This window comes from Leifsonia sp. NPDC080035 (assembly GCF_040050925.1).
Lineage (GTDB): Bacteria > Actinomycetota > Actinomycetes > Actinomycetales > Microbacteriaceae > Leifsonia.
In genome coordinates, this window is record NZ_CP157390.1 from 3,065,687 (window position 1) to 3,087,160 (window position 21,474).

At 70.4% G+C, this 21,474-nt stretch carries 20 protein-coding genes and 1 other RNA gene; 14 read left to right on the forward strand and 7 right to left on the reverse strand.

Annotation, left to right across the window (positions count from 1 at the left end; genetic code table 11):
* Window positions 1-87: 87 nt before the first annotated feature.
* The 6 genes from ftsE (at window position 88) to AAME72_RS14870 (ending at window position 5,179) form a co-directional block, all read left to right on the forward strand.
* Window positions 88-1,203 carry a cell division ATP-binding protein FtsE gene (gene ftsE / locus AAME72_RS14845; RefSeq protein WP_348787324.1) on the forward strand — a complete coding sequence of 372 codons (1,116 nt, stop codon included), beginning with the start codon at window positions 88-90 and terminating at the stop codon, window positions 1,201-1,203.
* Window positions 1,200-2,105, forward strand: coding sequence for a permease-like cell division protein FtsX (ftsX, locus tag AAME72_RS14850; protein WP_348787325.1), 906 nt, complete (start codon window positions 1,200-1,202; stop codon window positions 2,103-2,105). Before ftsE ends, ftsX begins: the two co-directional genes overlap by 4 nt.
* A gap of 61 nt (window positions 2,106-2,166) precedes the next feature.
* Entirely contained in the window at window positions 2,167-2,643 is a 477-nt protein-coding gene (gene smpB / locus AAME72_RS14855) for an SsrA-binding protein SmpB (protein WP_348787326.1), read from the forward strand.
* 34 nt (window positions 2,644-2,677) lie between these two features.
* Window positions 2,678-3,418, forward strand: a complete 741-nt coding sequence (locus AAME72_RS14860) for a tyrosine-protein phosphatase (RefSeq protein ID WP_348787327.1) — start codon at window positions 2,678-2,680, stop codon at window positions 3,416-3,418.
* Between the two features lie 63 nt (window positions 3,419-3,481).
* Window positions 3,482-4,168, forward strand: coding sequence for a DUF5666 domain-containing protein (locus AAME72_RS14865; RefSeq protein ID WP_348787328.1), 687 nt, complete (start codon window positions 3,482-3,484; stop codon window positions 4,166-4,168).
* A 69-nt stretch (window positions 4,169-4,237) separates the two neighbouring features.
* Complete coding sequence (locus AAME72_RS14870; RefSeq protein WP_348787329.1) at window positions 4,238-5,179, forward strand: alpha/beta fold hydrolase; 942 nt, start codon at window positions 4,238-4,240, stop codon at window positions 5,177-5,179.
* 22 nt (window positions 5,180-5,201) lie between these two features.
* On the opposite strand, the gene AAME72_RS14875 is transcribed toward AAME72_RS14870, so the two are convergent.
* Window positions 5,202-5,870, reverse strand: coding sequence for an SIMPL domain-containing protein (locus AAME72_RS14875; protein WP_348787330.1), 669 nt, complete (start codon window positions 5,868-5,870; stop codon window positions 5,202-5,204).
* Between the two features lie 127 nt (window positions 5,871-5,997).
* On the opposite strand from AAME72_RS14875, the gene ssrA reads away from it, so the two are divergent.
* Window positions 5,998-6,393: a transfer-messenger RNA gene (ssrA, locus tag AAME72_RS14880) on the forward strand.
* Between the two features lie 105 nt (window positions 6,394-6,498).
* On the opposite strand, the gene AAME72_RS14885 is transcribed toward ssrA, so the two are convergent.
* Window positions 6,499-8,037 carry a DUF4127 family protein gene (locus tag AAME72_RS14885; RefSeq protein ID WP_348787331.1) on the reverse strand — a complete coding sequence of 513 codons (1,539 nt, stop codon included), beginning with the start codon at window positions 8,035-8,037 and terminating at the stop codon, window positions 6,499-6,501.
* Window position 8,038: 1 nt separating this feature from the next.
* Window positions 8,039-8,782: a GntR family transcriptional regulator gene (locus AAME72_RS14890; RefSeq protein WP_348787332.1), complete on the reverse strand. Its 744-nt coding sequence runs from the start codon at window positions 8,780-8,782 to the stop codon at window positions 8,039-8,041.
* A 164-nt stretch (window positions 8,783-8,946) separates the two neighbouring features.
* On the opposite strand from AAME72_RS14890, the gene AAME72_RS14895 reads away from it, so the two are divergent.
* The 7 genes from AAME72_RS14895 (at window position 8,947) to AAME72_RS14925 (ending at window position 17,421) form a co-directional block, all read left to right on the forward strand.
* Window positions 8,947-10,230, forward strand: a complete 1,284-nt coding sequence (locus AAME72_RS14895; RefSeq protein ID WP_348787333.1) for an ABC transporter substrate-binding protein — start codon at window positions 8,947-8,949, stop codon at window positions 10,228-10,230.
* Window positions 10,217-11,206, forward strand: coding sequence for a sugar ABC transporter permease (locus AAME72_RS14900; protein ID WP_348787334.1), 990 nt, complete (start codon window positions 10,217-10,219; stop codon window positions 11,204-11,206). Before AAME72_RS14895 ends, AAME72_RS14900 begins: the two co-directional genes overlap by 14 nt.
* The gene (locus AAME72_RS14905; protein WP_348787335.1) at window positions 11,193-12,089 is read left to right on the forward strand and encodes a carbohydrate ABC transporter permease; all 897 of its coding nucleotides are present in this window, start codon (window positions 11,193-11,195) and stop codon (window positions 12,087-12,089) included. The genes AAME72_RS14900 and AAME72_RS14905 overlap by 14 nt, the downstream gene beginning before the upstream one ends.
* Window positions 12,086-12,790: a putative N-acetylmannosamine-6-phosphate 2-epimerase gene (locus AAME72_RS14910; RefSeq protein WP_348787336.1), complete on the forward strand. Its 705-nt coding sequence runs from the start codon at window positions 12,086-12,088 to the stop codon at window positions 12,788-12,790. Before AAME72_RS14905 ends, AAME72_RS14910 begins: the two co-directional genes overlap by 4 nt.
* Window positions 12,787-13,713: an ROK family protein gene (locus tag AAME72_RS14915; protein WP_348787337.1), complete on the forward strand. Its 927-nt coding sequence runs from the start codon at window positions 12,787-12,789 to the stop codon at window positions 13,711-13,713. Before AAME72_RS14910 ends, AAME72_RS14915 begins: the two co-directional genes overlap by 4 nt.
* Before the next feature lie 114 nt (window positions 13,714-13,827).
* Window positions 13,828-15,225: a Wzz/FepE/Etk N-terminal domain-containing protein gene (locus tag AAME72_RS14920; RefSeq protein ID WP_348787338.1), complete on the forward strand. Its 1,398-nt coding sequence runs from the start codon at window positions 13,828-13,830 to the stop codon at window positions 15,223-15,225.
* 9 nt (window positions 15,226-15,234) lie between these two features.
* On the forward strand, window positions 15,235-17,421 hold the full coding sequence (locus tag AAME72_RS14925) for an acyltransferase family protein (RefSeq protein WP_348787339.1): 2,187 nt from the start codon (window positions 15,235-15,237) through the stop codon (window positions 17,419-17,421).
* On the opposite strand, the gene AAME72_RS14930 is transcribed toward AAME72_RS14925, so the two are convergent.
* The 4 genes from AAME72_RS14930 to AAME72_RS14945 form a co-directional block, all read right to left on the reverse strand.
* Window positions 17,418-17,717, reverse strand: coding sequence for a hypothetical protein (locus AAME72_RS14930; RefSeq protein ID WP_348787340.1), 300 nt, complete (start codon window positions 17,715-17,717; stop codon window positions 17,418-17,420). The two genes, AAME72_RS14925 and AAME72_RS14930, sit on opposite strands and share 4 nt — an antisense overlap.
* 36 nt (window positions 17,718-17,753) lie before the next feature.
* Window positions 17,754-19,568 carry an SLC13 family permease gene (locus AAME72_RS14935; RefSeq protein WP_348787341.1) on the reverse strand — a complete coding sequence of 605 codons (1,815 nt, stop codon included), beginning with the start codon at window positions 19,566-19,568 and terminating at the stop codon, window positions 17,754-17,756.
* The gene (ggt, locus tag AAME72_RS14940) at window positions 19,568-21,169 is read right to left on the reverse strand and encodes a gamma-glutamyltransferase (protein WP_348787342.1); all 1,602 of its coding nucleotides are present in this window, start codon (window positions 21,167-21,169) and stop codon (window positions 19,568-19,570) included. Before ggt ends, AAME72_RS14935 begins: the two co-directional genes overlap by 1 nt.
* An 82-nt stretch (window positions 21,170-21,251) precedes the next feature.
* Window positions 21,252-21,473 carry a hypothetical protein gene (locus tag AAME72_RS14945; RefSeq protein ID WP_348787343.1) on the reverse strand — a complete coding sequence of 74 codons (222 nt, stop codon included), beginning with the start codon at window positions 21,471-21,473 and terminating at the stop codon, window positions 21,252-21,254.
* Window position 21,474 lies beyond the last annotated feature (1 nt).

Genomic DNA, 21,474 nt, shown 5'->3' on the forward strand with positions numbered 1-21,474 from the left:
CTCGCGTCCGGCTGTCTGTCAGGCTTGCGGCGGGTTGGCATGTCGCTACTGCGGGATGGGCGTCGCACTGCTTAGTCTCTAGAGGTCATGATCCGGTTCGAACACGTATCCAAGCAGTACTCGGGCACGACGCGCCCGGCGCTCAACGGCATCAACCTGGAGGTGCTGCGCGGTGAGTTCGTCTTCCTCGTCGGCGCGTCCGGGTCGGGCAAGTCGAGCTGCCTGCGCCTCATCCTGAAGGAAGAGAAGCCCACCAAGGGCAAGATCCACGTGCTGGGGCAGGACCTCGGCACGATCTCCTCCCGAAAGGTCCCCTACTTCCGCCGCAACATCGGCGTCGTCTTCCAGGACTTCCGCCTGCTCCCGAACAAGACCGTCTTCCAGAACGTCGCGTTCACTCTGCAGGTGATCGGGAAGTCCCGCGGCTTCATCCAGGAGGCCGTCCCCGACGTCCTCAAGATGGTCGGCCTCGACGGAAAGGCGCAGCGCCTCCCGCACGAGCTCTCCGGCGGCGAGCAGCAGCGCGTCGCGATCGCGCGCGCCGTGGTCAACAAGCCGCAGATCCTGCTGGCCGACGAGCCGACCGGAAACCTCGACCCGGCGACCAGCGCCGGGATCATGGCGGTGCTCGAGCGGATCAACGCCGGTGGCACCACGGTGCTGATGGCCACGCACGAGGCCGCGATCGTCGACCAGATGAAGCGCCGCGTGATCGAGCTGGTGAACGGCCAGATCGTCCGCGACGAGCGTCACGGCGGCTACGGCGTGACGACGGCCATCCCGCTGCCGGGTGCGGCCGATGGCAGCGCGTTCCCGCAGCCGATGCCGGCTCCCGTCGCCGCGCAGCAGGCCCCGGCGCAGCCGGTGGCCGCGCCCGCCGCGCAGCCGGTGCAGCAGCCGGCCGCCGAGCCGATGACCCGCCCGCACGCCCCGGTCTCGAACCCGCAGGCGCCGGTGTCCTCGCCGCCGCAGACCGGGCAGCAGCCGGCCTACGTCACTCAGCAGCCGCAGCAGGCCCCGGCCGCGCAGCCCGCCGCGGAGCGGTATCCCGCACCCGTGCAGTTCGCCACCGCTCCGGTGCCGCCGCCGCCGCCCGGCGAGGGGCTGCCGGATCACCTGAACTTCACCGCCAACCTCGACCTGCGTGGACTGCGCGACGACACCGACACCGACGGCGAGCAGAATGTGGGGCCGACGAAATGAGATTCGGACTCATCTGGTCGGAGGTCGGCAACGGCCTCCGCCGCAACCTCTCCATGGTCGTCTCCGTCGTCCTGGTGACCTTCATCTCGCTCACGTTCGTGGGCACCGCCGCCCTGCTGCAGCTGCAGATCGGCCAGATGAAGACCTACTGGTACGACCGCGCCCAGGTCGCGGTCTACATGTGCACGCAGACCGACAACTGCCAGGGCGGAGCCGCGACCGAGCAGACGATCGCGGCCGTCAAGAAGCAGCTGCAGTCGCCGGAGCTCGCCCCGTACATCCAGAAGTTCTACTTCCAGGACCAGAAGCAGGGCTACGAGCAGTTCAAGCAGCAGTTCAAGGGCAACCAGATCGCCGACTACGTCACGCCGGACATGATCCCGCAGACGTTCTGGGTGAACCTCAAGAACCCGAACCAGTCGGACGTGCTCTCCGAGACGCTGCAGGGCAGCCCCGGCGTGCAGAGCGTCGTCGACCAGCGCAGCTACCTCGACCAGATCTTCGCGATCCTGGGCGCCGCGAGCGCGACGGCGCTCGTCATCGCGGCGGTGATGCTGGTGGCGGCGGTGCTGCTGATCGCGACGACCATCCGGCTCTCCGCCTTCTCCCGCCGCCGCGAGATCGGCATCATGCGGCTCGTCGGCGCCTCGAACAGGTTCATCCAGACGCCGTTCATCATCGAGGGGGTGATCGCCGCGCTCGTCGGGGCGGTGCTCTCGGCGGTGGTGATCACGGTGATCGTGCAGGTTTTCGTGCGCGGGGCGCTGCAGAACAGCATCCAATCGATCAACTTCGTCTCGATGGAGCAGGCCTGGCCGGTCATCCCGCTCATCATCCTGATCGGTGTCGCACTCGCCGCCGTCAGCGCCAACTTCGCCATCAAGCGCTATCTGAGGGTGTAGGCTGATCTGCTGCCCGCGCGCCGTGCCGGGCAGCATTTCGCCGTAACGAACAGGAGCAGCTGTGCCCAGGGAACGTGGCCAGAAGGTCGTGGCCACCAATCGCCGAGCGCGCCACGACTACACCATCGAGGACACCTACGAGGCCGGACTGGTCCTCACCGGGACCGAGGTCAAGTCGCTGCGCGAGGGACGCGCGTCCCTCGTCGACGGCTACGCGTTCGTCGACGGCGGCGAGGCGTGGCTGGACGCCGTGCACATCCCGGAGTACCTGGACGGGACGTGGAACAACCACGCGCCGCGCCGGAAGCGCAAGCTGCTGCTGCACAAGGCCCAGATCCTCAAGATCGAGAACAAGGTCAAGCAGGGCGGCTACACGATCGTCCCGCTGCAGATCTACTTCAACGACGGCCGGGCGAAGGTGGAGATCGCGGTCGCGAAGGGCAAGCGCGAGTACGACAAGCGCCAGGCCCTCCGCGAGCGCCAGGACAAGCGCGAGGCCGACCGCGCGATGTCCGCCCGCAAGCACCTGGGGGAGTGACAGGGCCGCGCACGCGGGATGGCAGACTGATGCCATGAGCACCGTCGCGCAGCGCATCCCCGTCAACGGCACCTACAACTTCCGCGACGTCGGCGGCTATGCGGTGCCCGGAGGTGCGGTGCGCAGCGGCAAGCTCTTCCGCTCGGACGGCCTGGCCCGGCTGGGCGAGGAGGGCAGGAGGAGCCTCGGCGAGCTGGGGGTCCGCGTGGTCATCGACCTGCGCGACGACTTCGAGGTCTCGGCGATGCCGGACGACCTGGACGGACTCGACCTCACGGTGCTCCGGCTCCCGGTGTTCGAGGGATCGGGCGCGTCGCAGGCGACGGTCGGCGCGACCCTGGTCGACCTGTACGAGAAGATCCTGCTGCAGCACAGGGACGTCGTGGTCCGGGCGCTGCGCGAGGTCGCGGACACCGCGGACGAGGCGGTCGTCGTGCACTGCACGGCAGGGAAGGATCGCACCGGCATCGTGGTCGCGCTCGCCCTGCTCGCGGTGGGGGTCGACCGCGAGACGGTGATCGCCGACTACGCGCTCACCCAGCAGAACCTCGACGGCCCGTGGCTGGAGGGGATGATCGCCCTGGTGGAGGGCTACGGCGTCCAGGTGACCCCGGATCTGCGCATCATCCTCGGCGGGAGCCCGCCGGAGGCGATGGAGGCGGTGATCGACCTGCTGGAGCGGCGGTTCGGCGGGGCGCGCGAGTACATGATGGACGGCGGGATGGACGCGGTCGAGCTGGCCAAGCTGCGCGCGGTGCTCGTCGAGCCGTCCTGATTCCCACCGGAGTCATAACGCCTTCCCAGCCCGATTGCGGGCATTGCGTGCTTTCCTGAGTCCATGGACGACAACCAGCCGACGCAGCCGCTGCCGGACGGGCGGCCGCCGGAGCAGCCGCGGCCGGGGCCTGAGGAGCAGTCGCGGCCGGGGCCTGAGGAGCAGTCGCGGCCGGGACCGTACGCGCCGGTGCCGGTCGTCCAGGCCGAGCCGTTCTACAAGCGGCACGGCCTCGCCTTCGCGATCTCCACTCTGGTGCTCGCCGTCGTCGTGCTCTTCGGCATCGCCGGGGTGGGCGCCTTCGCCGCGGGCAGCCTGCTCGCGCACTCCGGTTCCGTTCTGTCCCGCGTGCTGCACGACGGCGAGCGCGGCGGGCAGCAGCCCGTGCGGCCCGGCGCACCCGGTGGCGGCTACGGCGACGGCTCCGGTGACGGGCAGGGCGGTGATGGGCAGGGCGGCAGCGGGCAGTCGCAGCGCGGCATCGTGCGCGGCACCGTCGCATCCATCTCGGGCAGCACCTGGACCATCGACACCCAGCGCGGCACGACCATCACCGTCCGCATCACATCCTCGACCGTGTACGGCACGCCGGGCAGCAGTTCGAAGGCGAGCGACTTCACGACCGGCGACGAGGTGATCGTCGTCGGCGCGCGCAGCGGCGACACCGTGACGGCGACGCGCATCCTGAAGCTCAGCGAGTTCCCGGTGCGGCCTCCGTCGACGCCCGGACCCGCGACGCCCGGCAGCTAGCGCGCCTCGCATCCCACCCGCCTTCGTGTCGGTCACCGTTGACCGCGATGAGCGGGGGAGAATGTCCGGGTGACGGAGCCGGATGACGGGCAGGGGGAGGCCGCGCCCGCGCGACGCCGGGTCTCCCGACGGACGCTGATCGTGAGCGGTGCGGCCGCGGCGGTGGTCGCGGTGGGCGTCGGAGTGCCGGCGGCATCGCTGGCCGGTGTCCTGCCGGGGCGTTCGACCCTGTACCGGCTGCTCGGTCTCGATGGGCCGGCGGGGACCGTGCCGCACGTTGAGAGCGGACCCCTGGTGCAGGGCCGATTCCGCTCCGGCGCGCGGCTCGGGGCCGACTGCGGATGGACCATCGCGTACCCGCCCGGGAGCGGGCCGGGCGACCGCCTCCCCGTGGCCGTCGTCCTGCACGGCTATTCGAACACGCACAGCACGGCCTTCGGCGCACACGCGCACGGGCTGGAGGCCTTCCTCGCGCAGTACGTGGCCGACGGAGGCCAGCCGTACGCCATCGCCTCGGTCGACGGCGGCAACACCTACTGGCACCCGCGGCACTCCGGCGAGGACGCGTCGGCGATGGTGGTGGACGAGTTCCTGCCGCTGCTCGGCCGGCACGGCCTCGACACCGAGCGGATCGGACTTCTTGGCTGGTCGATGGGCGGATACGGCGCCCTCCGGCTGGCCGGAGTGCTCGGCCCGAGCCGGGTCGCGGCCGTCGCCGCGGCGAGCCCGGCGCTCTGGCACGCGTTCCCGCAGACCCCGCACGGCTCCTTCGACGACGCGGCGGATTTCGCGCGCAACACCGTCTTCGGACGCCAGGATGCGCTCGAGGGCGTCGCCGTTCGCGTCGACTGCGGCACCGGCGACGGGTTCTGCGCTAACGACGAGGACTATGTCGCGGGGTTCGCGTCCCGGCCCGCCGGTGGCTTCACGGCCGGCGGGCACAACAACGCGTACTGGCTGCGCATGAACCCGGCGCACGTCGCGTTCGTGGGCCGCGCCCTCACTCCATGAGTCCGGGCGGACACCCGGGGGATCAGGACGCAGCGAAGCGAGCGTGAACCTGGACCTCGATGGTCAGCTCCTCCGGTTTGAGGGCGAGAGCGGCGCCGCCGAGGTCGGCCGAGGCCGCGCGGGCGAACATCGGCTGCGGGGGCTGGCCGGGAGCGGACGTGTCGCCGAGCATCCCGGGGTCGCTGAGCGCGAGCGGACGGACGCCGCTCAGCCCGAGGCTGGTGGCGTACACGGTCGCCTTGGCGACGGCGTTCTCCACCGCCCGACGGCGCGCCTCCTGCGTGAGGCTCTGCCGCCGCGCCTCGGTGAGCGTCCAGCTGACGCCCTGCACCGTGACACCCTCCTGCAGGGACACGACGCCGACCCAGTCGGACAGCGCGCTCAGGTCGGAGAAGGTCGCGTCGATGCCGATCTGCGCGTGATAGACCGGGTCGGACCGGTGGCCGTCCTGGTTCCACGGCCGCTCGCCCCACACCCGCATCTGGTCGGAGGACCAGTGTGTGACGGGGCCGCTCTGCGGCTGGTGCAGGTCGCGCAGCTCGCTGACGAGGGAGGCGTGGCGCTGCGTCGCGAGAGCCAGCGCCTCCTGGCGATCGGGTCCCTCGTACTCGACCTGCAGGTGCACGGCGCCGCGCTCCGCGGGGTGCCGCAGCTCGTACTCGCCCTGGACGGTGATGATCGTGTCGGCCATCCACCGATCGTGGCATAGAAGGAAGCCGCCGGTTGTTGTATGCTTAGAAGCTCGCCCGAGTGGCGAGGACTGTATCTGTGACAACTCAACAGCGCGTGACAACGACCCGGCCGCACGGCCGTCGCATGGGGATGATCGGTTTCGACATTGTCTGCGAGAGTGTGAGAAGCGGGTCGAGGATGCATGGTTATCTCGTTAACGATCCATGCGAAAAAATAAGTGCCAATAACAAGAGCACTGTCTCGGCCAAGGCCGACTTCGCCCTCGCGGCGTAAGTTCCCCTTCGCCATTTGAAGAGACCGTCAGACCGGGAATCGTTCTCTACCCGGATCCTGGCGTCAGCTAGAGAACTTGCTTCTGCGTTGAGCATCAGGGCGCAGAGGGACTTCCACTGATACTGGGCCCGTCGGAGCAGGTGCCAGCGACAAGCTCCGGGGCCGAGAAAGCGACTTCACTGGCTACGCCCGTAGAAGGCACATGACCACAGCAGTGGACGGGGGTTCGATTCCCCCCATCTCCACCATTCGGTCGCTGTCACGCGTTGTTGAGCCTCGCGGCCACACACGAACAGGGCCCTTTCCGCGCGGAAAGGGCCCTGTTCGTGTGTACGCCGCGGGTCGCGGTGCCCTCAGCGCTCGCTGGGCTCGAGCGTCAGCTCGACCTCGAAACTGCGCCGCCAGGGGAGCCGGAGCGACGTCAGCGTCCAGTCCTCGCCCGGGAGCTCGTCCCGCAGGGTGTCGCGCAGGCGATCGGCGATCGCGCGCTCTGCCCTGGCGACGACCTCGTCGTCGGCCACCGGCAGGTGATCGGGGAACAGCGCCGGCCCGTCCTCGGAGCGAACGACCGCCTGGTAGGCGTAGTCGTCGAGGAGGCGGGTCAACAGGGCCTGGCGGACCGCGGAGCGGGCGCGCCGTGCGTCCCGATCCGACGCCCCGCGGCCGACCAGCGCGGCGACGGTCGTCGCGATCACGCCGCCCAGCGTGTTCCCCGCGGTGTTCCAGCCGCCGAAGGCGATCAGCTCGCCGAGCGCACCCGCGCGGCCGAGCGCGCGGACCAGCTCCGCGTCCGCACCGTTGGGGTAGCGGACATCGGCGACCGCGACCGCGTTGCCCCGACCGAGCTCCTCGCGGACGGCCGCGGCGGTCCGCTCGACCGCGTTCGCGTCGTGACGGTCGGGGTGCCCGCCGAACATGTCGTGACGCTCGGGATCCGGCGCGTGCACCACGAGCACGGCATCGGCTTCGGCGTGGGCTTCCGCGAGCGACGCCCCGGAGGCGCGCAGCTGGCGGTTGATCGATTCGGAGAGCGGCACGTTCTCGTACGGTGGTGTGCGGTCGAGGCCACCGGGCTCTCGGCAGGAGACGCGGACGGACGGGCGTGCGCCCGCGGTCTGAGCGATGGCCCGCGCCACGAGGGCGGCGCCCACCTCGTCGGCTCCCGGATACATGAGCACGGTGTCCCCGGCGGGCAGGAAGCGCATCCAGTGCCGCAGCCACTGCTGTTCGGCGGAGCCCGCGGAGTGGGTGGCGGTGTCGTCCGCGGTCACCGCGAGGAAGTCGATCGCGCCCTCGTCGACGAGGGTCAGGGCGGTCAGGTTGACGATGTGGTTGCGAACGCGGCGCCGGGCGAAGTCGGAGACGATCTCGGCGGGCACGTCGGTGAGCTCGCTCAGCGACACGTCGTCCGAGGAGGCGTCGAGACGGTGCACGGCGCCGCCGAGGGCGTGCAGTTCCTTGCCGTACGAGGTCCAGTACCCGGGCTCCTCGGCTGCCGAGTACGAGTTGCTCGCCCGCATGACGAGCGAGACGGCGCTGATGACGAGGCCCGGCCGTTCCCGCTTCAGCCGCCGCAGCACGTCGAGCTGAGCGAGCGCCACGGTGGTCGCATCCTCGCTGATGCGGCTGGCGATCAGGCCGCCGTAGCAGAGCATGTCCAGCGAGACGACGAGGTGCGTCGTCGCGGGATCGAGCGCGCGCTCGCGCAGCCAGGCGGCAAGCTCCGCGATGTCCCCGGGCTGGCGGTAAGAGGGCAGGATGCGCTCCGGCGGGACGTCCAGTGAATACCCGCCGACGCGGGCGACATCCTGCGGGAGCAGCACGTTCACCGGGCGGTCGTCGAGGGGGAGGAGGGCGATGCGGGGACGGGATGCGGCGGCGCCGGCGGCCATGTCAGGACTCCTTGGGGATGCTCGTGCGGGCGATGGACAGGGTGTACGAGTAGCGGTCGCCCCGGTAGAGCGACTGGGCGAACTCGACGGCGCGACCGCGCGCGTCGTACGCCGTCCGCTGGACGAGGAACGCGGGGGAGAACGGCGGCACCTGCAGCTCGGCCGCATCCTCCTGGCCGAGGACGGTCGCCTGGATCTGCTGGTCGGCGCGCACGACGTCGATCCCGAAGCGATCCGCGAGGTCGTCGTAGAGCGAGTCGCCGTGGATGCCGTCCTCGAGCCCCGGGACGAGCTCCGCCGGGAGACGGGTGGTCTCCAGGCACATGGGCGCCCCGTTCGCGGTCCGCACGCGGCGGATCAGCACGACCGGGAGCGCGGGGCTCAGGCCCAGCGCGTAGCCGACCGCCATGCCCGCGGGCTCGACGGACAGGCTCACCGAGAGTGAGCCCGGCACCATGTCGCGCTGCCGCATGTCCTCCGAGAACGAGGTGAACTCCAGCGTCTTGCTGATCGGGGTGGCGCTGACGAACGTGCCGGACCCCTGCACGCGGTACACCATCCCGTGCCGCTCGAGGTCATCGATCGCCCGGCGGATCGTGAGCCGGTTGACCCCGAACGACGCCGCGAGGTCGCGCTCGGTGGGGAGCTTCTCGTGCGCGCTCATCCCGCTCTCGATCTGCGCCTTCAGATAGCGCCGGACCGTCTCCTGCTTGGTGAGCTCTCCGGCCGGTTCCCCCGGGCTCATGACACTCGTACTGACAGCCATTCCGACCTCTTCACCTTCATTGGTATGCACCAATATGTTGACTCCATGCCGCCCCCTCTGTCAATATCGCTTCAATCACAACGAGGTGGTCCGCTCCAATCACATCATCTCGCCCCAACGTCCGAGAAAATGGAGTACACAGAATGAAGACCAAACGGTCCCGCCGCTCCCGCGTCGTCGCTCTCGCGGCGTCCGCGCTCGTCGCGCTCCCGCTCGCCGCCTGCTCGTCAAACGGAGCGGGCGACGGCCCCACCACGATCACCTTCTCGTACTTGTGGGGCGGTGCGGAAGCGAAGTCGCTGGAGAAGATCATCGCGGACTTCAACGCGAGCCAGAAGGACATCGTCGTCAAGGGCGTGTCCAGCCCCGACGCGCAGAAGCAACTCACGTCCATGTCGTCCTCCAGCGGGTCGTTCGATATCTCGGACAACTTCGGAGACAGCGTCGGCGCATGGGCGTCGAAGGGGATCATCGCCCCGCTCGACGACTACCTGAAGGCCGACAAGGTCGATACGGGCGACTTCGTCCCGAGTGCCATGGACCAGATGCGGTTCAAGGGCAAGACCTACGCGCTGCCGATCGCGGTTCACAGCCTGCAATTGGTGTACAACAAGAAGCTGCTCGCCGAGGCGGGCATCCAGCCGCCGAAGACGATGGACGAGCTGGCGGCGGCCGCTGCGGCGCTCACCAAGACGGACGCGAACGGGGCCATCACCCAGCTCGGGCTCGGCTCCTCCAACTACAGCAGCACACTCGAGGCGATCGGCATCGCGTTCGGGGGGAAGTGGACGGACGACAAGGGTCCGACCCCCACCGATGCGGGCAACATCGCGGGCCTCACCTGGTACCAGGACAACATCGTCAAGAAGGTCGGCGCCGACAAGCTCGCCGCGTTCAAGGGCGGCGAGGGTCAGTACCTCTCAGCCCAGGACCCGCTGTACTCGGGCAAGATGGCGATGCGCTTCGACGGCGAGTGGACGGCTGTCAGCGCGGCGACCGCGGCGCCGGACTTGGATTGGGGCGTGACGGCCATCCCCGCCGGCGACCCGAAGTACGAGAACTCGACAATGGTCTCCTCCAGCACGCTGTTCATCCCGTCGAACTCGAAGCACAAGGAGCAGGCGGCGACGTTCCTGGCGTACCTCGTCAGCGAGAAGCCGATGACCGACTTCTCGCTGGCGCTCGGCAACCTGCCCGCCCGCACGTCGCTCCTCGACAGCGACGCCTATTCGAGTCTGAAGAACTTCTCGGTCTGGGCGGAGGCGCTGAAGAGCCCGAACGCGGTCTCCCTGGCGAGCGCGCCGTACTCCGCCGAATACGCGACCGACCTCGCGGCGGCCTTCGACGACGTGGTCCGCGACGCGGCGACGCCGAAGCAGGCCCTCGAGGGGGTCGAGAAGCGGGTCTCGAGCTATGCCACTCGCTGACGCCTCGACCGAGGCCCGGCGGGGGACCGCGGGGCCGGCAGCGGACACCGCTGCCGGCCCCCGCCCCGGCCGGCCGCGGCGGGTCTCCCGCAGGACCTTCTGGCTCGGGATGGCGTTCGCCTCCCCGTTCCTCGTCGGCTTCGCCGTGCTCTACGGCTACCCGATCCTCGCGTCGGCGTACTACAGCTTCACCGACTTCAACCTGTTCCAGGCCCCGCAGTGGGTCGGCCTCGACAACTACACCGGGCTGTTCGACGACCCGAACTTCTGGAAGTCGCTCTGGAACACGCTCTACCTGACGATCTTCGGCGTCCCCATCGCCCTCGCCATCGCCCTGGCCGGAGCGCACCTCCTGAACTTCCCCGTGCGCGGTCAGCCGCTCTACCGGGCCCTCGTCTACCTGCCCTCCATCGTCCCGATGGTCGTCGGCGGGTACCTGTGGCGCTGGCTGCTGAACACCCAGTACGGGTTCGTGAACTACTTCCTCTCCCTGTTCGGGGTGGACGGGCCCAACTGGCTGCAGGAGCCGGACTGGTCGAAGCCGTCCATCCTGCTGATGACGTGGTGGACGGTCGGCGGGACGATGATCATCTTCCTCGCGGCGCTGAAGGACGTCCCGCACGAGCTGTACGAGGCGGCCGAGCTCGACGGCGCGGGAGCGTGGCGCCGGTTCACGAACGTGACCTGGCCGGTGATCAGCCCGATCACGCTGTTCCAGGTGATCGTCAGCCTGATCGGCTTCCTGCAGATCTTCACCCAGCCCTACCTGCTCTCGCAGGAGCGGCTCAACTCGGCGAGCGCCGGCCCCGGCGGGTCGATGCTCACCTACGCGATGTACCTCTACCAGAACGCGTTCGTGTTCCTGAAGATGGGCTACGCGTCGGCGATGGCGTGGATCCTCTTCCTCGTCACGCTCGTCGTGACACTCATCGTGCTGGCCACGTCGAAGAGATGGGTTCACTATGGCTCTGACTGAAGCACCTCCGCGGCCGACGGTGGCGCCGCCGCCCGTCCGGAGCACGCGACGGCGGCCGCTCGGGCGACGGCTGACCAGGGCGGCGCGACGCTACGGGCTCGTCATCGTGCTCTCCCTGCTGTTCCTGTTCCCGCTGCTGACAATGGTGTCCACCGCGTTCAAGCTGCCGAACGACGTGTTCCACTCGCCTCCGACGCTGTGGCCGAGCGAGTGGACGCTGAGCAACTTCCAGCAGGCGTTCGAGCAGATCCCGGTCGTCCGCTACCTCCTCAACACCCTGCTCGTGACCGGGCTCAGCGTGCTCGGGACGGTGATCAGCTGCCCGTTGGTGGCCTATTCGCTGTCGAAGATCCAGTGGGCGGGATCCCGGCCGCTCCTGATCGCGGTGCTGGCGACGATGATGCTGCCGCCGCAGGTGACCCTCATCCCCGTCTTCCTCATCTGGAACGGCGTCGGGGCGATGGGGACGTACCTGCCGCTGGTGGTGCCCGCGTTCCTCGGCACGCCGTTCTTCATCTTCATGATCCGGCAGTTCCTCATGAACGTGCCGCGCGAGCTCATCGAGGCGGCCAGGATCGACGGCGCGAGCGAGTTCCGCACCTACGCGACCATCGTGCTGCCGATCGCGCGGCCCGCCATCGTCACGGCGGCGATCTTCCAGTTCGTGTGGACGTGGACCGACTTCCTCAACCCGCTCGTGTACCTGAACGACGCGCAGAACTACACGCTCTCGATCGGGCTGTACGCGTTCTTCGGACAGAACGACGTAGCCTGGGGTCCGCTGATGGCCGCCTGCGTGCTGTTCACGCTCCCGGCTCTGCTGATCTTCCTGATCGGGCAGAAGTTCTTCATCGGCGGGGTCAGTGCGGGGGCACTCAAATGAGCATCACGGAGCGGGCGGGCACAGCGGTCGACGCGCTCGCCGGCGGCCTCGTCGTGTCCGTGCAGGCGAGCGCCGGCAGCCCGCTGCGGAGCACGGCGATCATCGCCGCGCTCGCGGCGGCAGCGCTGCAGAGCGGGCCGGCAGGGCTCCGAGTCAACGGCCCTGCCGACATCGCAGCCGTGCGCGGCCTGACGGACCGTCCGATCATCGGGCTGCACAAGGTGGACAACGGCACGCGGAACATCATCACGCCGACGGTGGAACTCGCGGCGGGACTGGTCGCGGCCGGTGCGGACATCGTGGCCGTGGATGCGACGAGGGAGGCGCTCGGCGACGACTTCGACCACATCCGCCGGGTGGCGGAGGCGACCGGGCGTCCGGTCATGGCGGACGTCTCCACCCTCGAGGAGGGACTGCTCGCCTGGGAGGCCGGTGCCACGCTGGTCGGCAGCACCCTCTCCGGGTACACACCGGAGAGCGCGGGGGACCACGTCGGACCGGACCTGGAGCTCGTGCGTGCGCTGACGCTGGCGGGGGTGAGAACCGTCGCGGAGGGGCGGTTCACGACGCCCGACGAGGTGCGGGAAGCGTTCCGCATCGGTGCGCACGCCGTCGTCGTCGGCGGCGCGGTGACCGACCCTGCGGCGATCGCGGCCCGGTTCATCGCCGCTGCTCCGCTCGCCGCGCGGACCCGCTCGTGACGGGGACCCCGTCGACGACGAGCGCGATCGGCGTCGACATCGGCGGCACGAAGCTCGCCGTCGCGGCGGTGGACGACTCCGGCGCACTCGTCACGCCCGTCTCGACCCGGCCGACGCCGGCGGCCGCCGGACCCGCGGCGATCGTCGCGACGCTGCAGAGCATGGTGGAGGAGGTCGCGCGAGCGGCATCCCTCCCCGGTTCCGTGCCCGTCGGCGTCGGCTCTGCGGGCGTGCTCGCCCCCGGCGGGCGCGTGCTCTCGGCGACGGACGCGATCGCCGGGTGGGCCGGATTCGAGCTGCGGGCGGAGCTGGAGGCGGCTCTCGGCCGCTCCGTCCGAGCGCTGAACGACGTCCACGCGGCCGCTCTCGGCGAGCTGCGCTTCGGGGCGGCTCGGGGCGTGCGCAGCTTCCTGATGGCCACCGTCGGCACCGGCCTCGGCGGTGCGCTCGTGCTCGACGGCCGGCTGCGGACGGGGCGGACGGGGACCGCCGGCTCGCTCGGTCACATCGCCGCGTCCGGCCGTCCCCCCGCGCGCTGCACGTGCGGCCAGACCGGACACCTCGAGGCGTACGTCTCCGGTCCCGCCCTCGAAGCCGCGTATCGTGCTCGCAGCGGAGTGGCCCGATCGCTGCGGGACCTGGGAGCCCTGCGCGAGGAGGATCCGGTGGCGGCGGAGGTGATCCGCGATGGCGCCGAGACCCTCGGCAGAGGACTGGCCGACGCGCTGAACCTGGTGGACGTCGAGTGCGTGGTGGTCGGCGGCGGTGTCGCAGAACTCGGCGCGCCCTATCTCGACATCGTGGCGCGGGCGATGCACGACGGCGCGCTGCCCGGCCCCTCGTCCGCGCCGCTGATCCGCGCGCGGCTCGGCACGCGGGCGACCCTCGTCGGGGCGGCCGCGCACGCGCTCGACCCGGACTGAGCGCCCGGCCCACGCGTCCCGTACCCCCGAATGGGTGTCGAGGAATCCTCACTAACAGTGTTATGTTTCGTGGGGATCCAGACACTCACGCGCACGCGACGAACGGGACATTCGATGAGCATCGCCGGTTATCTGCGGGTCTTCCGCGAACGCTGGCTTGCCGTCGTGATATGCGTCTTCATCGGTGTCAACGCGGCGGTCGCGGTGACCATGCTGACCACCCCGAAGTACACCGCGAGCGCGCTGCTGTTCCTGAAGGTCGACTCCGACAGCGGATCGCTCTACGACCGCTCGCAGTTCAGCGTGCAACGCGTGAAGTCCTACCCCGACCTGGTCGACAGCCCGGACGTGCTGACTCCGGTCATCCGTGAGCTGCGACTCCACACGACGCCGCAACAGCTCGCGAGCGCGGTGTCGGCGACCAACCCCATCGACACCGTCTCGCTGAAGGTCACCGCCGAGGCCACGACGGCCGTCCTCGCCGCCGACCTCGCGAACTCCGTCGCCAAACACCTCTCGAACGAGGTGGGCCAGCTGGAATCGGCCAAGCAGGCGGGGTCGTCCGTCCAGCTCGCGCTGACCGTGCCGGCGACGGCGCCCGCCGCCCCGCAGTCCCCGGATGCGAAGCTCAACCTCCTGCTGGGCGTCACCGGCGGGACGGCGGCCGGACTCGTCCTCGCCATCCTGCTCTCGCTGACGTCTCGCGCGGTCCGGACAGCGGAGGATGTCCGCCGGGCGACGGGCCTCCCGCTCCTCGCGCAGCTGCCGGGCGGGCCGCGCGAGCGGCGGAGTGCCTCCGGCGGCGACGGGGCGCGGGGCGACTCGGAGGCCTACGTGGACGCCATGGTTGCCCTCCGGCGGCTCACGAACGCCCGTCAGCTCGGGCTGCTCGTGCTCGTCCCTGCCGACGGCGTCTCCTCCGTCGACACGCTCCGGCTCGACCTGGCGAGGGCCACGGCGGACACCGGGCGCACGGTCTGCGTGCTCGAGGCGGACGCTCGCGCGAGCGGGTCGCTGCCGTTCCCGCCGCAGGAACAGTCGGTGGGGCTGGGGGACGTCCTCGCGGGCGCCGTGCGGCTGGACGCGGCCATCGTCCGTCCCGCCACGGAGGGCTTCGCGATCCTCCCGGCGGGCGAGCTCGATCCTCCACGTGCGCATCAGGGGTCCGCGCGGCCGGTCACGGCCGTCATCGACGATCTCCATTCCGGCTACGAGGTGCTCATCGCGCAGGCCGGCGCGCGCTCGCGTCCCCTCGACGTCGCCGCGCTCGCTCCGCGGGCGGATGCCGTGGTGGTCGTCGCCCGGTACGGGAGGACCCGCTCGGACGACCTCGCCCGGATCGTCGGGCAGCTGGAGGCGATGGATGTCCAGCCGCTCGGGGTCATGATGACAGGGACCCCGCGCTGGGTGCGTGCAGAGCTTCCGCTGGGCCAGTGGGCGGACGCGGCACCGGACGCCAAGGGCAGGGGCCTGCGGACGGTGGCCACCTTGGCCAGGACAGGGCGAGGGTAGGGCGACGGGATGACGGTGCAGACGGCGGGACCACGCGCAGCGACGCCGACCGTGGGAGGGCACACGCGGTCGGCCCCGCGGCTCGACATCCAGGGACTACGCGCTGTCGCCGTGATCGCGGTCATCCTCGACCACCTCCTCGCCTGGCCGGTCGGCGGTTTCGTCGGCGTCGACATCTTCTTCGTCATCAGCGGATTCCTGATCACGGGGCTCCTCCTCAAGGAGCACGACCGCACCGGGTCGATCTCGTTCGTCGGCTTCTACCGGCGTCGGATCACGCGGATCCTCCCCGCGGCGACGCTGGCCCTCGCCGTCACGGTGGTCGTCTCGTTCCTGCTGTTCAACCTGGGCCGGGCGATGCAGACGCTGGTGGACAGCATCTGGGCGTTCTTCTTCGCAGAGAACTGGCACCTCGCGGTGATCGGTACCGACTACTTCCAGGCGGACGGCCCCGTCTCGCCCGTGCAGCACTACTGGTCGCTCGCCGTCGAGGAGCAGTTCTACCTCGTCTGGCCGTGGCTGATGCTGCTGATCATTGTGATCGGCAGCCGTCTCCCGCTCGCAAAGGGGTTCCCGGTCCGGCGGGTGATCGCGATCGCCATGGCCGTCATCGTCGTGGCATCGTTCGCGTGGTCGATGCTCGAGAGCAGCGACGATCCGTCGTTCGCGTACTTCTCGACGCTGTCCCGCGCCTGGGAGCTCGGACTCGGTGCGCTCCTCGCCGTGCTCGCCCCGGCGCTCGGCCGCCTGCCGGGAGCGGTTCGCGTGGTCATGGCGTGGGTCGGGCTCGCGGCCATCGGTGTCGCGCTGTTCACCATCTCCGACCAGATGCCGTTCCCCGCACCGTGGGCCGCGTTGCCGGTGATCGGCACGGCCGCCGTGATCGCGGCGGGGACGGGCGCGCCCGCGCGGTTCCTGTGGCCGCTCACGAACCCGGTCTCCAACTACCTGGGCACGATCTCCTATTCGCTCTACCTCTGGCACTTCCCGGTCATCATCCTGCTCGGCGCTGCGCTTCCCGGCGGCTCCGCGCTGTTCTTCGTCCTCGCCGCCGCCCTGATCTTCGGGATCTCGGTCGCGTCCTTCCACGGTGTCGAGGATCCGATCCGCCGCTCGCGGTGGCTCGAGCGGATCCCGGCGGACGAGAGACGCGGGCTCCGATGGAACCGGAAACAGCGGTTCCGCGCCATCAGGAAGCCCCTCCTGGTGTACTCGGCCCTCGCCGTCGCCGCGGTCTGGACGATCGGATTCACGGCATACGGCCTCCTGCCGCTGGCCACGCCCAGCACGGCAAGCGCGGCCGTGGTCGCCACGACGACCGGAGGAGGCGGCACCGCCCCGGCGCTCACCGGGCGCGACGCCCGGATCGTGGCCGCGCTGGGCGCGTCGTCCATCCCTCAGCTCACGCCGCCGGTGGAACAGCTCGGAACGGAGAACTGGGTGAAGGAGGTCAACGCCGACGGCTGCGCCGAGATCACCGACTCCAACGCCGACCGCTGCGTGTCCGGACCCGCCGACGCCGCGATCGACGTCGCGGTGCTCGGTGACTCCATCGGCATCTCCTGGATGCCGGGACTGCGCGCCGCGGCGAAGACGCTCGGCTGGCGCATCCACCCGTTCACGATGGGCCAATGCCCCGCAGCCACGGTGAACGTCACCTGGACCGGCGGGCAGGTGTTCACCGGCTGCAACGAGCATCGGGACTGGGCGGTCGGCGCCATCGGCGAGCTGCACCCGGACATCACGATCCTCGCCACCGCGACGGCGACGCTGAACCGGCTCTCCGACCACGCCGAGGGGGCGACCGGGCAGTCCGAGCTGGAGAAGGGGACGGCGAAGACGCTCGCGGCCCTCGCCGGAAAGACCGGGAAGATCGTCGTGCTGTCCTCGCCACCGGACGGCAAGGCGTTGCTGACCTGCGCCACGCGCATCGCCACCCCGGCGTCCTGCGAGTCGAAGATCACCCGATCATGGTTCTCGGTGCAGGAGGCGGAGCAGAGCGCCGCGAAGGCGGCGGGCGCCGTGTACGAGGACACGTCGTCCTGGTTCTGCTCGGCCGACCATCGGTGCCCGGCCTTCGTCGGGACGATCCCCGTGCGCACCGACGGCAACCACCTGACGGCGAAGTACTCGCTCGACCTCGCCCCGGAGCTGGCGACGATGCTCAAGGGGTTGTCCGGACCGGCCGCGGGCTAGGGCTCGGCGCGCAGGGAGCCGGGGAGGAACGGCAGCAGCGGTGCGCGGTAGACCAGCCGAGTCGGACCCTCCGCGGTGACGACGGCCGAGGCGGATCCGTAACGCCACACGCGGTTGAAGAGGTAGACGCTCACCTGGGCGGAGCCGTCGGCCGCGGTCTGCCACGTGCCGACACCCCACTGGGCAGGATGGCCGTGGCCGTCGAACACGACGGTCGGCCTCGGATGCCAGCCGATGCGCGGGCGGCGCAGGTCGAGTTCGAACCGCCGGCGCGGAAGGGCAGTCTCCTCTGGCACAGGTTCAGCATAGTTCGGCGGCGGAGCCAGCCCGCGTCAGAAGTGCCAGACCAGCGGAATCACCACGACGCTCACGATGAGCGTCCAGGCCAGCACGACGAGACCGAGCCGCCAGAAGTCGCCGAAGCGGTAGCCGCCGGGACCGTAGACCATCAGGCTCACCCCGTTCGCGAACGGGGTGAGGAAGGAGGCGCTGGCGCCCATGGCGACCGCGAGCATCATCGGCAGGGCCGAGACGCCGAGCTCGTACGCCGTCGCCAGGCCGATCGGGATCATCACCAGGGCGGCGGAGGTGTTCGAGATGAACTGGCTGATGAGTGCGCTGACGAGGAAGAGGCCGGCCAGCACCGCGTACGGCCCCGCGGCGCCGAGCGCGGTCACGACGTAGTCGCCGATCAGGGCCGCCGCGCCGCTTGTCATCATCGCGATCGCCGGCGGGATCATCGCGCCGATGAGGATGGGCGTGTTCCAGTCGATCCGGTGGAAGAGGTCGGGCAGCTTCACCACGCGGAACACCACCATGAGCGCGGCGCACAGCACGGCGGCGATCGCGGGAGGCACCAGGTCGAACGCGAGGAGGACGACAAGCAGCACGAGGATGCCGATGGCGGCGGGAGCGCCGCGGCCGAGCGCGACGGTCTGCCGCTTGACGACGTCCGGGGAGTCGACCACGAGCAGCTGCGGGTCGGCGAGGTGGGTGTCCAGCGCCGTCCACGAACCCTGCAGCAGCAGGTGGTCGCCCGCCTGCAGGTCGACGGGCACATCGCGGACGTCGTCGCCGCCGCGCTGCACGGCCAGGATCTGCATCCCGCCGTCGTCCGTCGTCATCCCCGGGAAGACCGAGCGCCCGATCATCGCGGACCGCTGCGGGATGACGACCTCCGCGAGCCCGACATCCCTGCCGACGAGCGAGCCGGCGACCGAGGCCGTCTCGGTCGGTGGCCGGAGGCCGAGGTGCAGCGCGCCCGCCAGCCGGCCGATCTCGCCCTCGTCCCCGCGGACGAGCACCTGGTCGTCGATAGCTATGCTGCCGCGGGTCACCGGGGACGCGCCGTCGCTCTGCAGCACGGTGACGAGCGCGAGCCCCGGGTACGCCGCCAGGTCGACGTCCGCCGGCGGCCGCCCGACCAGGGGTGACGTGTCCCGGACGCGCAGCCAGTGCAGTCCGTCGTCGAGCTTGTACTGCTCGACCAGCGTCACGGCGTGGCGGCTGAGGTCCGCCGGAATGGAGGCGCTGTGCCGCTCCGGGAGCAGCCGCTTGCCGAGCAGCGCCGTGATCGCGATCGTCCCGGCGAGAAGCGGGATGCCGAGGAGCGCCCACTCGAAGAAGCCGATGTGCCCGACGCCGGCCTCGTCCGCCTGCGTCGCGGCGATCACGTTCACCGGGCTGCCGAGCAGCGTCAGCTTGGCGCCGGTGAGGCACGCGAACGCCAGCGGGATCATCAGCCGGGACGGCGCCGTGTCGGTGCGCACCGCGACCAGCACGGCGATGGGGAGCATGGCGGCGACGGCGCCGTTCATCCCGATCAGCCCGCTGAAGATCGCCGCGGCCAGCATGATCGCGACGAGACGGACGGTCGGGTTGGTCCCGGTCCTCTGCAGCAGCAGCTGACCGGCCCAGACGCCGACGCCGGCGTTCTCGAGCCCGACGGCGATGGCGAGCAGGGCGACGATCAGGATGACCACCGGGTCGCCGAACCCGCTCAGCGTCTCCTGGACCGAGATCACCCCGGTGAAGAACAGGACGAGCGAGGCACCGATGGCGACGACCGCCGCCGGCACCCGGTTCCAGATGAAGAACCCCATCGCGGTGAGGATCACCGCCAGGGTGATCGCGATGTGCGGCGTCATCAGTAGCCCACGGCCAGCCCGTCGCCGCGGGGGTCCGCCGCCGCTTCGTAGAAGCCCGTCTCCCTGTTCACCAGGATGGCCTGGGCGTGGCCGAGGTTGTCGTTCCAGTCGGTGACCAGCTGCACCGGCTGACCGCGGCGCTTCAGCTCCCTGGCGACCTCGTCCGAGATCCTGCCCTCCAGCGACAGGTTCCGCGACGGCGTTCCCCAGGTGCGGCCCATCAGCCAGCGCGGCGCCTCGACGGCCTGCTGCACGTCGTAGCCGAAGTCGAGGATGCGCGTCGCGATCGCGGCCTGCGACTGCGGCTGGCCCTCGCCTCCCATCGACCCGAAGGCCAGGAACGGCGCGCCGTCCTTCAGCAGCATGGCGGGCACGAGCGTGTGGAAGGTGCGCTTCCCCGGCTCCAGCCGGTTGGGATGCGCCTCGTCGAGGGAGAAGAAGGCGCCTCGGTTCTGCGGGATGATGCCGGTGCCGTCGGCCACGACGGCGCTGCCGAAGTCGTGGTAGATCGACTGGATGAGCGAGACGACCATCCCGTCCGCGTCGGCGGTGCTGAACGCGCAGGTGTCCCCGGAGGGCGCGACGCGCTCGTGCGGCCGCGGGTACGGGATCCCGGCCGGGACCGCCGCGATGTCGAGCGCCCGCTCCGGATCGATCAGCGCGCGGCGCTCGTCGGCGTAGTCCGTCGCGATCATCCTCTCGATCGGGAGGTCGACGAAGCGCGGGTCGGTCAGCCACTCGTCGCGGTCGGCGAAGGCGACCTTCACGATCTCGGCCATGTGGTGGTAGTAGTCCGCCGTCCCCTCGCCCCACCCCGCCACATCGAAGCCGTTCAGCATGTTGAAGATCTGCAGCACGGTGAAGCCCTGCGTGCTCGGCGGCAGCTCCACGACGTCGTAGCCGCGGTAGTTCGTGCTGATCGGCTCCACCCACTCGGCGTGGTAGCCGGCGAAGTCGGAGGGCGCGAGCGGGGAACCCTGCGCGCGGATGCTCGCGCAGATCCGCTCGGCGAGCGCGCCGTCGTAGAAGCCGGCCCGCGCCCCCTCCGCGGCGATCGTCTCGAGCGAGGCGGCGAGGTCCGACTGCACGATGCGCTCGCCGTCGCGGGGCACGCGTCCGCCCGGCAGGAAGATCGACGCGGCCTGCGGGGAGCGGGCGAGCAGCGGCTCGTCCTGCACCAGCCAGTCGGCAAGCGAGCGGCTGACGGGCATCCCGTCGCGGGCGTAGCGCACGGCGTCGTCGAACAACGTCTCCCAGTCCAGCTTCCCGAACCGCTCGTGGGCGAGCCGCCAGCCGTCGACGGCCCCCGGCACGGTGAGCGCGCTGAGCGGGCCGCGCGCCGGGATGATCCCGTCGGGACTGTGGCCGCGGTAGGTCTCCAGCGTCGCCTCCTGGGCGGCGGGCCCGGACGCGTCGATGGCGTGCACGCGGCTCTCCGCCGGGTCGGCGATCAGCCAGAAGCCGTCGCCGCCGAGCCCGGCCATGTGCGGGTAGACGACGCAGAGGACGGCGTTGGCGGCGATCGCCGCATCCACCGCGCTCCCGCCGCGGCGCAGCGCGTTCAGGCCGGCCGAGCTGGCGAGATAGTGCGGGGTAGACACGGCTCCGCTCGACGCACGGAAGGGCGGCCTACCGGTTCGCGGTCCATCGGGATGACTCATCGGAGCGTCTCCTTTCGAGCGGTCACGACACGCGGTCGTCGAACTCCATGCCGACGTCCCGCGGCACGTCGGCCGCGTGGTTCATGAAGCGGGTCCAGACCGGCAGGATCGACCCGACGACGAACACGACGAAGCCGAGAACCCACAGGGCGGTGATGCCGTTCGTCGCGCCGATGCTGATGAGGGGGAACGCGACGATCAGCAGGATCATCGCCAGCGTCTCGATCACGAGCTTCCTGTCCATG